The 13,922-nt window shown below is 38.0% G+C and carries 16 protein-coding genes and 1 pseudogene; 11 read left to right on the top strand and 6 right to left on the bottom strand.

The window, feature by feature from the left end; genetic code table 11:
• Nucleotides 1–15: 15 nt before the first annotated feature.
• Complete coding sequence (locus tag QM865_RS05405; RefSeq protein ID WP_414306196.1) at nucleotides 16–678, top strand: NisI/SpaI family lantibiotic immunity lipoprotein; 663 nt, start codon at nucleotides 16–18, stop codon at nucleotides 676–678.
• 213 nt (nucleotides 679–891) lie between these two features.
• Here QM865_RS05405 and gdhA read toward each other — a convergent pair whose 3' ends face one another.
• A complete protein-coding gene (gdhA, locus tag QM865_RS05400) occupies nucleotides 892–2,238 on the bottom strand; it encodes an NADP-specific glutamate dehydrogenase (RefSeq protein ID WP_414306195.1) in 1,347 nt (448 codons plus the stop codon).
• Between the two features lie 228 nt (nucleotides 2,239–2,466).
• On the opposite strand from gdhA, the gene QM865_RS05395 reads away from it, so the two are divergent.
• From QM865_RS05395 to QM865_RS05365, 7 genes are all read left to right on the top strand, one after another.
• Nucleotides 2,467–3,402, top strand: coding sequence for a dihydroorotate oxidase (locus QM865_RS05395; protein WP_414306194.1), 936 nt, complete (start codon nucleotides 2,467–2,469; stop codon nucleotides 3,400–3,402).
• A 32-nt stretch (nucleotides 3,403–3,434) separates the two neighbouring features.
• Complete coding sequence (holA, locus tag QM865_RS05390) at nucleotides 3,435–4,472, top strand: DNA polymerase III subunit delta (RefSeq protein ID WP_261079998.1); 1,038 nt, start codon at nucleotides 3,435–3,437, stop codon at nucleotides 4,470–4,472.
• A 371-nt stretch (nucleotides 4,473–4,843) separates the two neighbouring features.
• Nucleotides 4,844–5,449, top strand: a complete 606-nt coding sequence (sodA, locus tag QM865_RS05385) for a superoxide dismutase SodA (RefSeq protein ID WP_414306193.1) — start codon at nucleotides 4,844–4,846, stop codon at nucleotides 5,447–5,449.
• A 156-nt stretch (nucleotides 5,450–5,605) separates the two neighbouring features.
• The gene (locus QM865_RS05380; RefSeq protein WP_414306192.1) at nucleotides 5,606–6,136 is read left to right on the top strand and encodes a YutD family protein; all 531 of its coding nucleotides are present in this window, start codon (nucleotides 5,606–5,608) and stop codon (nucleotides 6,134–6,136) included.
• A 20-nt stretch (nucleotides 6,137–6,156) separates the two neighbouring features.
• On the top strand, nucleotides 6,157–7,242 hold the full coding sequence (gene rlmN, locus QM865_RS05375; RefSeq protein ID WP_000804762.1) for a 23S rRNA (adenine(2503)-C(2))-methyltransferase RlmN: 1,086 nt from the start codon (nucleotides 6,157–6,159) through the stop codon (nucleotides 7,240–7,242).
• Entirely contained in the window at nucleotides 7,242–7,724 is a 483-nt protein-coding gene (locus tag QM865_RS05370; RefSeq protein WP_084862391.1) for a VanZ family protein, read from the top strand. The genes rlmN and QM865_RS05370 overlap by 1 nt, the downstream gene beginning before the upstream one ends.
• A 1-nt stretch (nucleotide 7,725) precedes the next feature.
• Nucleotides 7,726–9,267: an ABC-F family ATP-binding cassette domain-containing protein gene (locus QM865_RS05365; RefSeq protein ID WP_050253125.1), complete on the top strand. Its 1,542-nt coding sequence runs from the start codon at nucleotides 7,726–7,728 to the stop codon at nucleotides 9,265–9,267.
• A gap of 54 nt (nucleotides 9,268–9,321) precedes the next feature.
• Here the strand turns inward: QM865_RS05365 and QM865_RS05360 are convergent, their stop codons facing one another.
• The 4 genes from QM865_RS05360 to QM865_RS05345 form a co-directional block, all read right to left on the bottom strand.
• Entirely contained in the window at nucleotides 9,322–10,125 is an 804-nt protein-coding gene (locus QM865_RS05360; RefSeq protein ID WP_414306191.1) for a peptidylprolyl isomerase, read from the bottom strand.
• A gap of 305 nt (nucleotides 10,126–10,430) precedes the next feature.
• Nucleotides 10,431–10,655: a helix-turn-helix transcriptional regulator gene (locus QM865_RS05355; protein WP_001041099.1), complete on the bottom strand. Its 225-nt coding sequence runs from the start codon at nucleotides 10,653–10,655 to the stop codon at nucleotides 10,431–10,433.
• A gap of 2 nt (nucleotides 10,656–10,657) precedes the next feature.
• Entirely contained in the window at nucleotides 10,658–11,254 is a 597-nt protein-coding gene (locus tag QM865_RS05350) for a DUF3796 domain-containing protein (protein ID WP_414306190.1), read from the bottom strand.
• A gap of 415 nt (nucleotides 11,255–11,669) precedes the next feature.
• Nucleotides 11,670–11,843, bottom strand: a complete 174-nt coding sequence (locus tag QM865_RS05345) for a FanG protein (protein WP_071788300.1) — start codon at nucleotides 11,841–11,843, stop codon at nucleotides 11,670–11,672.
• Between the two features lie 28 nt (nucleotides 11,844–11,871).
• Between QM865_RS05345 and QM865_RS05340 the strand changes: the two genes are divergently transcribed.
• The 3 genes and pseudogenes from QM865_RS05340 to QM865_RS05330 form a co-directional block, all read left to right on the top strand.
• On the top strand, nucleotides 11,872–12,486 hold the full coding sequence (locus QM865_RS05340) for a CadD family cadmium resistance transporter (RefSeq protein ID WP_000615750.1): 615 nt from the start codon (nucleotides 11,872–11,874) through the stop codon (nucleotides 12,484–12,486).
• A gap of 11 nt (nucleotides 12,487–12,497) precedes the next feature.
• Nucleotides 12,498–12,836, top strand: a complete 339-nt coding sequence (gene cadX / locus QM865_RS05335) for a Cd(II)/Zn(II)-sensing metalloregulatory transcriptional regulator CadX (RefSeq protein WP_000711088.1) — start codon at nucleotides 12,498–12,500, stop codon at nucleotides 12,834–12,836.
• Between the two features lie 42 nt (nucleotides 12,837–12,878).
• Nucleotides 12,879–13,286 (top strand): annotated as a pseudogene (locus QM865_RS05330) (XRE family transcriptional regulator); the annotation flags it as partial.
• 306 nt (nucleotides 13,287–13,592) lie between these two features.
• Here QM865_RS05330 and QM865_RS05325 read toward each other — a convergent pair.
• The gene (locus QM865_RS05325; RefSeq protein ID WP_000849122.1) at nucleotides 13,593–13,736 is read right to left on the bottom strand and encodes a hypothetical protein; all 144 of its coding nucleotides are present in this window, start codon (nucleotides 13,734–13,736) and stop codon (nucleotides 13,593–13,595) included.
• Between the last annotated feature and the right edge of the window lie 186 nt (nucleotides 13,737–13,922).

Here is a 13,922-nt window from a genome sequence, read left to right as displayed (position 1 = left end):
ATTAGGAGGAGAACTATGAAATTCAAAAAAATCTATCTTTCCGTAATTTTTTTCTTAAGTTTGCTTGGATTGACTGGATGCACATATGAGAAGTATGATGTTAAATTTCTCGACTCAAGTTATAATCGATTTGATTATAAAGGAGAGCATTATGGTGTAACTAATCAATTAATTTTATATGAAGATATTGAAAGTAAAGTAAGCAATCATGATGATATTTATGAAATATCTTACGATGATTCCAATAATGAAATAAAGAATGATTTATTGGAGATTGGTGACTTATATCAGACCAAGAATAGAGAATTTGCCATAAAAATTGATAGTACTTTCTATAAATGTAGACTACTTGATAATATTTCTAAAGAAGAACTACTAAAAGTTTCTGACTTATTTAATGTTCGCTTAGTAGGAGGATTTGCTATCAATGAGCAAGAAGCCAGAGAGTTGAAGATAGGGGAACAATCGTTTACAATTTCTGAAGAAATTATTCCTAAAGAAGAGCTTAGTGCTACAGTTGCTAACTTAGATAATCAAGTGAAGTCAGTCACTAGATTATCAGGGGAGCACGAAAGTTGGAAATATGGAGAAATTTGTTCTTTAAAAAATCAGTCTATCCATGAGAAAGTAGCAGTTAAATTGAATGGAGAATATCATTTGGCTTTCTTAAGAAGTTAAACTGGGCAAAAAGTCTTTAAAAGAAAAAACGCCAAATAATAGAGCGACTACATTAGTAGCTTAAAGACATGATTAAACCGCTATTCTTAGGAGTAGTGGTTTTTCTTTTTGTTTAAAAAGGGGCAAAAAAGGGGGCGAGTAAGTAATTTTCTAACTGTTTAAGTCAACCAAAAAATCCCCAATCGAAGCGATCGGGGATTGAGCGAATAAATCTTAAACAATACCTTGTGCAATCATAGCATTTGCTACATTTTCAAAGGCAGCAATGTTAGCTCCTGCAAGGTAGTCTTTATCAAGACCATATGTTTCTGAAGTTGTTTTAGCTGTGTTGAAGATATTTGTCATGATGTCTTTGAGACGTCCATCAACTTCTTCACGAGTCCATGAGAGGCGAAGACTGTTTTGGCTCATTTCAAGGGCTGAAACGGCTACACCACCAGCGTTGGCAGCTTTGGCAGGTCCGTAGAAGATACCATTTTCTTTGTAAACTTTGATGGCATCAAGGTCGCTTGGCATGTTGGCACCTTCAGAGACACAGATAACGCCTTGAGCAACCAAACGTTTAGCTGCTTCACCGTTGATTTCGTTTTGAGTCGCACATGGAAGAGCGATGTCATAGTTTCCAGTGTAAGTCCATACAGAACCGTCATGATAAGTAGCAGATGCTTTCTCAGCTGCATACTCAGTCAAACGAGCGCGACGTTTTTCTTTAACATCAACCAAAAGATCGAAGTCGATACCATTTTCATCGATGACGTAACCATTTGAGTCAGATACAGAGATAACAGTTGCACCAAGTTCAGTCGCTTTTTGAAGAGCGTATTGAGCAACGTTCCCAGAACCTGAAATAACCACTTTCTTACCAGCAAAGCTATTACCGTTAGCTTTAAGCATTTCTTCAGTATAGTAAACCAAACCGTAACCAGTTGCTTCTGGACGAATTAAGCTACCACCAAATCCAAGAGGTTTACCAGTCAAGACACCAGCATCAAATTGGTTAAGGCGTTTGTATTGACCGTAAAGGTAACCAATCTCACGTCCACCAACACCGATATCACCAGCAGGTACGTCAAGTGATGGTCCGATGTGTTTTTGCAATTCAGTCATGAAGCTTTGGCAGAAGCGCATCACTTCAGCATCTGTTTTACCTTTAGGATCGAAGTCTGATCCACCTTTACCTCCACCGATAGGAAGTCCAGTTAAGACGTTTTTAAAGATTTGTTCAAATCCGAGGAATTTCAAGATCCCTTGGTTTACAGTTGGGTGGAAACGAAGTCCGCCTTTGTATGGTCCAACAGCTGAGTTGAATTGAACACGGTAGCCACGGTTTACTTGAACTTTTCCATCACGGTCAACCCAAGGAACACGGAAAGAAATCACGCGCTCAGGCTCAGTAATACGTGCCAAGATATTTTCTTCGATATACTCAGGGTGTTTTTCAAATACAGGTTCCAAAGTGTTGAAAAATTCTTCAACAGCTTGGAGGAATTCAGCCTCGTGCCCGTTACGAGCTTTTACAGTTTCAAACACGCTTTGGATATATTCTTTAGCAGATGTCATATCGTTCTCCTTAAATTCTAATTTAATTATGTGAGTCATTATAGCAGAATTTTTTTTTACTGTAAAGAAAAAAACAGAAATTTTCTAAAAATTCTTTCAATTTAGTTTTTGAGATTTTTTGAAAGTAGATAAAAAACGAACCTTTTTCTTGTAAATATCTTTCTCAAAGAGAAAATCTGAAAATATGGTATAATATTAGCAATAAAAGGAATCTGGAGGATTAGAATCATGGTATCAACGAAAACACAAATTGCTGGTTTTGAGTTTGACAATTGTTTGATGAATGCGGCGGGTGTGGCTTGTATGACGATAGAGGAGCTAGAAGGGGTTAAAAACTCAGCAGCGGGAACCTTTGTCACTAAGACAGCGACCTTGGAATTTCGTCAGGGAAATCCTGAGCCACGCTATCAAGATGTTCCACTTGGTTCTATCAACTCTATGGGCTTGCCAAATAAGGGCTTAGACTACTATCTGGACTACCTTTTGGATCTGCAGGAAAAAGAGCCGAACCGGACTTTCTTCCTATCTCTAGTCGGCATGTCTCCAGAGGAAACCCATACTATTTTGAAAAAAGTCCAAGAGAGTGATTTTCGTGGTCTGACTGAGCTAAACCTCTCCTGTCCAAATGTTCCAGGAAAACCTCAGATTGCCTATGATTTTGAGACAACAGACCGGATTTTGGCAGAGGTGTTTGCCTACTTCACCAAATCTCTTGGAATTAAATTGCCACCATATTTTGATATTGTTCACTTTGACCAAGCGGCAGCTATTTTCAATAAGTATCCTCTTAAGTTTGTCAACTGCGTCAACTCTATCGGAAACGGCCTTTATATAGAAGATGAGTCTGTCGTTATTCGTCCTAAAAATGGTTTCGGTGGTATTGGTGGCGAGTATATCAAACCTACGGCACTTGCAAATGTTCATGCCTTCTATCAACGCCTCAATCCTCAAATCCAAATCATTGGAACAGGTGGCGTGTTAACTGGTCGTGATGCCTTTGAACATATCCTCTGTGGAGCGAGTATGGTGCAGGTAGGTACTACTCTTCACAAAGAAGGCGTCTGTGCTTTTGATCGTATTACCAATGAACTGAAAGAAATCATGGCGGAAAAAGGGTACGAAAGCATAGAAGATTTCCGTGGGAAATTGCGCTATATCGATTAAATTCATTAAAAAATCAGAAGAAAGGAGAGAAGATGCTAGCCATTGAAGAAAGTCAGAAGTTGACTTTATCAAATTTACCTAACCTGAGCCTTTTTACAGGGACAGACCAGGGTCAGTTTGAAGTGATGAAAAGTCAGGTATTGAAACAGATTGGTTATGATTCTGCAGATCTCAACTTTGCCTACTTTGATATGAAAGAAGTGGTCTACAAGGATGTGGAACTGGAGTTGGTCAGCCTTCCTTTCTTTGCGGATGAGAAAATCGTGATATTAGACCATTTTGTTGATATCACAACAGCCAAAAAACGCTTTTTAACAGATGATGAGCTCAAGTCATTTGAGGAATACTTTGACAATCCTTCACCAACAACCAAGTTGTTGATCTTTGCGGAAGGAAAACTGGATAGCAAAAGACGATTGGTTAAGTTACTTAAGCGTGATGCCAAGGTCTTTGATGCAGTAGAAGCTAAAGAACAAGAACTGCGCCAGTATTTCCAAAAATGGAGTCAGAAACAAGGTTTGCAGTTTGCCAATAATTCTTTTGAAAATCTCCTCATCAAGTCGGGTTTTCAATTTAATGAAATCCAGAAAAATCTTCTCTTTTTACAGTCCTATAAGTCGGATTCTGTTATCGAGGAAGAGGATATTGTCAACGCTATTCCCAAGACCTTACAGGACAATATTTTTGATTTAACTCAGTTTATTCTGACTAAAAAGATGGACCAGGCGCGCGACTTGGTTAGAGACTTGACCTTGCAAGGTGAAGATGAAATTAAACTGATTGCAGTCATGCTAGGACAATTTCGAACTTTTACTCAGGTGAAAATTTTGTCGGAGTCTGGCCAAACAGAAGCGCAGATTGCAAGTAGTTTAGGCAGTTTTCTTGGACGCAATCCTAATCCCTATCAAATCAAGTTTGCGCTGAGGGATTCGCGAGGACTTTCCTTGAGCTTTTTGAAGCAAGCTATTTCTTATTTGATTGAGACAGACTATCAGATTAAGACAGGTCTTTATGAAAAAGGTTTCCTTTTTGAAAAAGCACTCCTACAGATTGCTAGTCAGGTAAATTGATATTTTTTGAAACTACAACCCGCGTCAAGATTATCTTGTCGTGGGTTTCTTGCTGATTTGCTTATTTTATACTCAATGAAAATCAAAGAGCAAACTAGGAAACTAGCCGCAGGTTGTTCAAAGCACTGCTTTGAGGTTGTAGATAAGACTGACGAAGTCAGCTCAAAACACTGTTTTGAGGTTGTGGATAGAACTGACGAAGTCAGTAACATATACCTACGGCAAGGCGACGTTGACGCGGTTTGCATTTGATTTTCGAAGAGTATGATTAGAAAGTATTTCAGTGATTTCTTCATCTATAAGCAAAAAACTTGAAAAAAGTGAATGTTTGCGTTATCATTTTCATATAGAAAGAAAAAGAGGTATTACAGATGGCTATTATCTTACCAGAACTTCCATATTCATACGACGCTTTGGAACCATACATCGATGCGGAAACAATGCACTTGCACCATGACAAACACCATCAAACTTATGTCAACAATGCTAATGCAGCTCTTGAAAAACACCCTGAAATCGGTGAAGATCTTGAAACCTTGCTTGCTGATGCAGAATCTATTCCAGCTGATATCCGTCAAGCGCTTATCAACAATGGTGGCGGACACTTGAACCATGCGCTTTTCTGGGAATTGATGACTCCTGAGAAAACTGCTCCTTCAGCAGAACTTGCAGCAGCAATCGATGCAACATTTGGTTCATTTGAAGAGTTCCAAGCAGCTTTCACTGCAGCAGCAACAACTCGTTTTGGTTCTGGCTGGGCATGGTTGGTTGTCAACAAAGAAGGGAAGCTTGAAGTGACTTCAACAGCAAACCAAGACACACCAATCTCAGAAGGCAAAAAACCAATCTTGGGCTTGGACGTTTGGGAACATGCTTACTACGTGAAATACCGCAACGTGCGTCCTGACTACATCAAAGCTTTCTTCTCAGTGATCAACTGGAACAAGGTAGATGAATTGTACGCAGCTGCTAAATAATGATAGTTGGAGGGAAGAATTGTTCTTCTCTTTTTAAGGTTATATTATTTTTGTCTGACAAAATCGTCAGACTTTTTTCATTTTTATGAGAAACGTGCTAACTGCTAGAAATTATGGTAGAATAAAGTATTAAGTAATCGTGGAAAAAGGATATCTATGCGAAAAGAAATTGCACCTGAATTATACAACTATAACAAGTTTCCTGGTCCTGAGTTTCATTTACACGGGGACAAGGTCGAAACGGAAGGGATAGCTTTTTCCTTGGTGGAAAATATCAAGGAAGCCTTTGATGTGACGACTTTTAATCAGCGTTTTTCAGAAGTCTTAACCAAGTTTGATTATATCGTGGGAGACTGGAGCAACGAACAGCTTCGCCTACGAGGTTTTTACAAGGATGACCGAACAGAAGAAAAACTTGAAAAAATCAGTCGTTTACAAGACTACCTTTTAGAGTATTGTAGTTATGGTTGTGCCTATTTTGTCCTAGAAAATGAAGCCCCTAAGCGAGCATCATTTGACAAGAAAATGCGTAAGAAGGAAGAAGAACCGCCTTCTAGAAAAGGAAAGAAACCGGCTCAAACAAAACGAAAACCGAATGCAGATAAGAAAAATAGACGTCGTCAGAAAGACCAGCATTCTCAGAAAGAGGACAAGGGACAACGTCATTTTGTCATTCGTCAGAAGTGAGTAGAGAATAAGGAGAAGAAATGAAACCGTCAATTTATAGTTTAACACGTCAAACCATGCAGGAATGGGTATTGGAGCAGGGAGAAAAGAAATTCCGTGCTGATCAAATCTGGGAATGGCTTTACCGTAAACGTGTGCAGTCATTTGAAGAAATGACCAATCTTTCAAAAGATTTGATTGCTAAGCTCAATGACCAGTTTGTAGTCAATCCCTTGAAACAGCGTATCGTTCAAGAGTCTGCTGATGGTACGGTCAAATATCTCTTTGAGTTGCCTGATGGTATGCTAATTGAGACTGTACTGATGCGTCAGCACTATGGTTTGTCAGTCTGTGTGACCACTCAGGTCGGCTGTAATATCGGTTGTACCTTCTGTGCTTCTGGTTTGATTAAGAAGCAACGAGACCTCAATAACGGTGAAATTGTAGCGCAAATCATGCTGGTTCAGAAATACTTTGATGAGCGTGGTCAGGATGAACGCGTCAGCCATATCGTTGTCATGGGAATCGGTGAGCCCTTTGATAACTACAACAATGTCTTGAATTTCGTTCGTACCATCAATGATGACAAGGGGATGGCTATCGGTGCTCGTCACATCACGGTTTCAACCTCAGGTTTGGCCCATAAAATTCGTGATTTTGCTAATGAAGGAGTTCAGGTCAATCTTGCCGTTTCCCTTCACGCACCTAACAATGAGTTGCGTTCAAGCATCATGAAGATTAACCGTGCCTTTCCGATTGAAAAACTCTTTGCAGCTATTGAGTACTACATTGAGACAACAAATCGTCGTGTGACCTTTGAGTATATCATGCTAAATGAAGTTAATGATGGTGTTGAACAGGCCCTTGAGTTAGCTGAATTGCTCAAGAATATTAAGAAATTGTCTTATGTAAACTTGATTCCTTACAACCCAGTTAGTGAGCATGACCAATATAGCCGTAGTCCTAAAGAGCGCGTGATGGCTTTCTATGATACGCTTAAGAAAAAGGGGGTCAACTGTGTGGTTCGTCAAGAACATGGTACAGATATTGATGCAGCTTGTGGACAATTGCGCTCTAACACAATGAAACGTGACCGCCAGAAAGCAGTCGCAGCAGTCAATCCTTAATGATGAAGAAAACTTATAATCATATTTTAGTATGGGGAGTCATTTTCTATAGCATTTGCATTGTCTATTTTTGCTTTACTCCTCAAGGACATTCTCCCGTGGGAGTGGAAACTCCAGGTATTCAGCATCTTGGACGCCTGGTTTTTCTTTTGACTCCTTTCAATTCTCTCTGGAAACTGGGCCAAGTGAGTGATGTGGGACAATTATCTTGGATTTTTTTACAAAATATCCTCAATGTCTTCTTGCTTTTTCCTTTGGTGTTCCAACTCCTTTATCTCCTTCCAAACTTGCGGAAAACAAAAAAGGTGCTACTTTTTAGTTTTCTAGTGAGCCTTGGAATCGAGTGTACGCAGTTAGTCTTGGACTTTTTCTTTGATTTTAATCGCGTCTTTGAAATTGATGATTTGTGGACCAATACCTTGGGTGGCTATCTGGCTTGGTTCCTATATAAACAATTACATAAAAACAAGATAAGGAATTAAAATGAGTATTTTAGAAGTTAAAAATTTGAGTCACGGTTTTGGTGACCGTGCAATTTTTGAAGATGTTTCCTTCCGTCTTCTCAAAGGAGAACATATCGGTCTGGTCGGTGCTAATGGTGAAGGAAAATCAACTTTTATGAGCATCGTGACTGGTAAGATGTTGCCAGATGAAGGGAAGGTTGAGTGGTCCAAATATGTGACTGCTGGATACTTAGACCAACATTCTGTCTTGGAAGAAGGACAGTCGGTGCGTGATGTTCTCCGTACAGCCTTTGATGAGCTGTTTAAAGCAGAAGCTCGTATCAATGACCTTTATATGGAAATGGCTGAAGACGGTGCGGATGTTGATGCTCTCATGGAAGAAGTGGGAGAACTTCAAGACCGTTTAGAGAGTCGTGATTTCTATACTTTGGATGCTAAGATTGATGAAGTAGCGCGTGCCCTTGGTGTCATGGACTTTGGCATGGATACGGATGTAACCTCTTTGTCAGGTGGGCAAAGAACCAAGGTGCTTTTGGCTAAACTTCTCCTTGAGAAGCCTGATATCTTGCTGTTGGACGAGCCGACCAACTACTTGGATGCTGAGCATATTGACTGGCTTAAGCGCTATCTCCAAAACTATGAGAATGCCTTTGTCCTCATTTCACACGATATTCCATTCCTGAACGACGTGATTAATATTGTCTACCATGTGGAAAATCAACAGCTGACGCGTTATTCTGGTGACTACTACCAGTTCCAAGAAGTCTATGCTATGAAGAAATCTCAGCTAGAGGCTGCCTACGAACGTCAGCAAAAAGAAATTGCGGACCTTAAGGACTTTGTTGCCCGAAACAAAGCGCGTGTTGCAACACGAAACATGGCCATGTCCCGTCAGAAGAAATTGGATAAGATGGATATTATCGAACTGCAAAGTGAGAAACCAAAACCATCCTTTGATTTCAAACCAGCTCGTACGCCAGGGCGCTTTATCTTCCAAGCCAAGGATTTGCAAATTGGTTATGATCGTCCTCTGACCAAGCCTTTAAATCTTACCTTTGAACGTAATCAAAAGGTTGCTATTATCGGGGCAAATGGTATCGGGAAAACAACTCTCTTGAAGTCTCTCTTGGGCATTATTCCGCCAATTGCTGGGGAAGTGGAGCGTGGAGATTATCTAGAACTTGGCTACTTTGAACAAGAAGTAGAAGGCGGTAATCGCCAAACACCACTAGAGGCTGTTTGGAATGCCTTTCCAGCTCTCAACCAAGCAGAAGTTCGTGCAGCCCTTGCCCGTTGTGGTTTGACAACTAAGCATATCGAAAGTCAAATTCAGGTTTTGTCAGGTGGGGAACAAGCCAAAGTTCGTTTCTGTCTCTTGATGAATCGTGAAAACAACGTTTTAGTGCTGGACGAGCCGACCAACCATTTGGATGTGGATGCCAAGGATGAACTCAAACGTGCTCTCAAAGAATACAAGGGATCTATCCTTATGGTCTGCCACGAACCAGACTTTTATGAAGGTTGGATGGACCAAATCTGGGACTTTAACAAGCTAACTTAAAAATGAGGAAAAAAGAAATACAGTATCGAATGCGGATACTGTATTTTTTGGTTTTTAAGATTTAAAATCGTAGTCTTTCACCACTTCGATGCTATCGATAGTAATAGCAGTCGTTGGTTTGTCTTTCTCATCTTTTTCGGCTTTAGCAATCTTATCTACAACATCCATACCGTCAATCACTTGACCAAAGACTGGGTGTTTGCCGTCTAGACTAGGGTTTCCCCCTTCTTTATAGGCTTCGATGATTTTCTTTGGATACTTGCTTGTAGGGAGTTTAGCAGAGGTATCTGTAGAATTTTGGTTGATAAAGAACTGGCTGCCATTGGTGTTTGGTTGACCAGTATTAGCCATAGAAAGAGCACCCCGGATGTTATAGAGATAAGGAGTAATCTCGTTTTTGAAACCAGTTCCCTTGTCTTTAGTCTTATCCTTGTCATGCCAGATGGACTGACCGCCTGTACCGTCCCCTTTGGGATCTCCAGTTTGGACCATAAAGCCATCTATGACACGGTGGAAGGTAATACCGTTATAGTAGCCTTCTTTGGCATGAGTGAGGAAGTTTTCAACCGCTAGAGGAGCGAGTTTAGGGAAGAGCTTAATGCGGATATCTCCTTGACTTGTGTGTAGAATCACTTCAGCCTCGTCTTCAGAAACTTCTTTAGATAGTTGTGGGAAATTGGCGTTTTCGTTTGTTAAAGCATCGTTTAACTCCTTGGCAGATTGGGCAGCTGCTTTGGAGCTTTCCTCAGCGGCCAAGCTAGAATCTACATAGTCATCACCACGCAAACTACGTTGGATGTTGTTACATCCAGCTAGAGCTACAGTGGATAGTAAAAGAAGGGTTGCTAGTTTTTTCATTCTGTTCCTCTCAAAAATTTATTTCTACCATTGTACCCTAAAAGGAAGTGGATTTCAAATGTTAGTGACAAGACAGTTTAAGAGGAAGCCAACCTGAAAGTCGCTTGTTTAGAGGTATCAATACCATAAGTGTACTCGAAGTATTTAGGAAACCAGATCTTAAGAAAGCTCGTAAAGCATCACAATTAGCAAACGTTAATTCGAAAGAATTACTATATTTTAAAAGAGCACATTTTCAAAGGATTTTTTCTTTTGGATTCAATTCCTAATTAATCAATGAACTTAATACTAGGTCTCGAAAAGAATTATGCTTCCTCTTTCTGTCTGAGTTCAAAGAGGTCTTCTACTTTCAGATTAAAAACTTGAGCAATTTTAAGAGCCATTTCCAGCGAAGGATTGTAACGATTATTTTCCAAGTGCAGAATTGTCTCGCGTCGCATGCCGATGCGGTCGGCTAACTCCTGCTGGGTCATGCCTGTGGACTCACGAACAGATTTGAGATTAGTAATAATCTTGCTTTCTTTGGCCATGCTTATCCTCTACGTTCCAAGATAAAATAGACAACCGCAAAGATGCAAATCAAGGCAGCTATGCTAATAAAGATCTGTCCCATGTAAAGAGTGAGAGACCCCATATACCCAATGATAACTGCTAGTATCATCAGTGCGCCTAGTATAAAAACAAACATCAAGCTAGCTGCCTTTGCTAAATTAGCATAAAAGCGTTCGTCCGGAGTCTCCTTGACATTTTTCAAACAGAAAAAACCAAATACAATCACTTCAATAACGAGGCCAATTCCCAAAATCCATTCTTTAATACCAGAACTTTCGCTTGGGTTCGCAACCCAAATTCCTACTGTATAAAAAATGCTTGCTGCAAACACAAGTATCGTGTAAAGCTTAGCAGACAAGTCGAAAATAATCTTTCCCTTACCTTTCTGACTTTTATGAGGCCATGGTTTCATATGTAGCCAGCCCCAAATAGCTATAATTTGACCTAACACTGAAATACCAGTAATAACTAACTTGGGTCTCCAACTAAGATTAGAACCAAATAAAACAATAAAATCAATAACGAGAGCTACGGCAATCATTGCAATGAGGTCACGCATTTTTTGACTTTTTTTCATGATAGACTCCTTTTTTATGTTATAAATATATAACACTTGAATTTTATGTTACAAATATATCACATTTAAATTTGGAAAGCAAGAATTTATGTGCCAAGGTGGCAATTATTTGAAAAATTTTTTTAATCAAAGCCCTCGCTAGTCAAACAACTAAAGAATTCTTTGAAGCAATGCATCGGATTTGGTTTGGATAGTTTCGTTAATAATATTTGATGATAAGGAATTTTTGGAAAATCTAGATACTGTATGAATCTCTACTTTTTTTCTTAGACTGTTATAAAGTCTGTCAGAATAAGCTTTGTAGGTATAGAAGTTAATTTTTACAGAGGTTAAGTAAGGGTTTCAGTACACGTCAATAGATGTCAAAATATTGATTTTAAGCGATTTTTGATTTTTGGAAACTCATTATATCGCACTACAAATCAATAAAAACTGTACCTTTTTTAGATAAATATATTATCTGGATATTGAAGTTAAGCCCTGCTGTCATTTCGATGGCAGGGCTTTTTAATATTTGGTACACTAACTTCTTATCTATATTTTGGTGGATTTTAAGTTGACATCTACAAAGTTTAATGTTAGAATACATTCAAAAATATATTTGAATGAGGTATTTTATGATTCAAAATGTTGTTACTTCAATAATCCTGTATTCTGGGACAGCCGTAGACTTACTTATTATCCTAATGTTATTTTTTGCCAAAAGAAAAAGCAGAAAAGACATCATTAACATCTATTTAGGACAATTTCTAGGCTCTGTTAGTCTAATATTGCTAAGTTTGCTTTTTGCATTTGTCTTAAATTATATTCCTAGTAAAGAGATTTTAGGTTTACTCGGTTTGATTCCAATTTTCCTAGGTCTCAAAGTTTTGCTTTTAGGAGATTCTGATGGAGAAGCTATTGCCAAAGAAGGTTTGCGCAAAGATAATAAAAACCTGATATTTCTAGTCGCTATGATTACTTTTGCAAGTTGTGGTGCTGACAATATTGGTGTCTTTGTTCCATATTTTACTACCTTAAATTTAGCAAATTTGATAGTAGCTTTACTTACCTTTCTAGTCATGATTTATCTCTTGGTTTTTTCTGCCCAAAAATTGGCACAAGTCTCTTCTGTTGGAGAAATTTTGGAAAAATATAGCAGATGGTTTATTGCCGTTGTTTATTTAGGATTGGGGATATATATCCTGATTGAAAATAACAGTTTTGACATACTATGGACTATATTAGGCTAGGAGAAAATATTATGAAAAAAGATAGTATCTGCCAAGTGAATGTTATAAATCAGCAAAATATTACAACCGCAACGAACTACCTTGAAAAGGAAAAAGTCCAAAAATCACTTCGCATTTTAACAAAATTTACCGATAATAAACAGATAAATATCATCTTCTATCTTCTTGCTGTTGAAGAACTCTGTGTCTGTGATATAGCCTGTTTACTAAATCTCAGTATGGCATCTACTTCCCACCATCTTCGTAAACTAGCCAATCAAAACATCTTGGGCACTAGAAGAGAGGGGAAAATTATATATTATTTTATAAAAGATGAGGAAATCAGGGATTTTTTTAATCAACTAGGATAACAACTATTTTTACTACTTTTCCATGATTATAGGGGATTATATATGAAATTTTTTGATGAAAATTACTCACAAGAAATACATACTCGTATCAAATCTTTAAGAGAAAAATATAATTTAAAGCAAAGCTACCTAGGTAATGCAGGTCAAGTTAGCCAAGTTGAAAAGTAAAAGCGACAAGTTACCGCTTCAATATTGCTTTATTTGAATACTTAAACCGACTTGGACTATAAAGAAATTATTTTTAGAGATATTGCCAAGTTTGTTGAAAATCTGTTTTACCACTGCTTCAGCTCTATTATATTTAGAGATTTAGAAACTGTAAATAAAAGAATGAATTCTTTGTCGGATGATGACTTAATTTCTATACAATCTAGCTGTCTTAGACTTTCCAAGACATTCGCAAATTTCAATATTCAAAGAAAAAAATTTTTGATTTCTGATGAAACTGAAAAAATTATCCATAATGGCAAAAAGGTCATTAAAAAATCAAAAAAGATAAATCAATTTCAACAACAATGGACACATACGCCGAGTTAGCACCGCAAAGAAAGTTAGAATCTGTTAATCTTTATATCGATAAGATTGCTGAACTAACGCAATAACTACTCTACCATTCACTCTACCTTTTATTATGTAGCATTCTAAAAACATTGATGTACCAACGTTTCTAACAGCTAAAATAGAAATTATTTAATCTTTTACAGACCTAAACTATTTCCCTATTTAGAATCTATTCATTCATATTTTATAAATTAATTAGTAGATATCATTCTTAAAATCCTTGATATTTCTCTTGGGAACAGGCTTTGGATTTAGGAGCCAGGTATCCAAATCACGTTCAGGTGAGATATAAGGTTTGACTCGGTGGTCTTTATAAAACGTTTCTAAAATAGTTTTCATGACATTCTCTTTCTGATTTTTCTTTAAAATTATAGTAAATTTCTAAATGGTTTAAAAATTTGGTAAATTCCCAAACTAAGTTCCACCGCTAGTACAAGTGGAAGTTAGTCTGATAAAAATCCTAAAAACCAGTGGAAATCTGTGTCAGGGTAAATTCCACTGGTTTTACTAATGCTTGATTTCATC

This window comes from Streptococcus mitis (assembly GCF_047462815.1).
Taxonomy (GTDB): domain Bacteria; phylum Bacillota; class Bacilli; order Lactobacillales; family Streptococcaceae; genus Streptococcus; species Streptococcus mitis_DO.
Note: the sequence above shows the minus strand (reverse complement) of the source record. Positions and strands in the feature narration are given on the sequence as shown.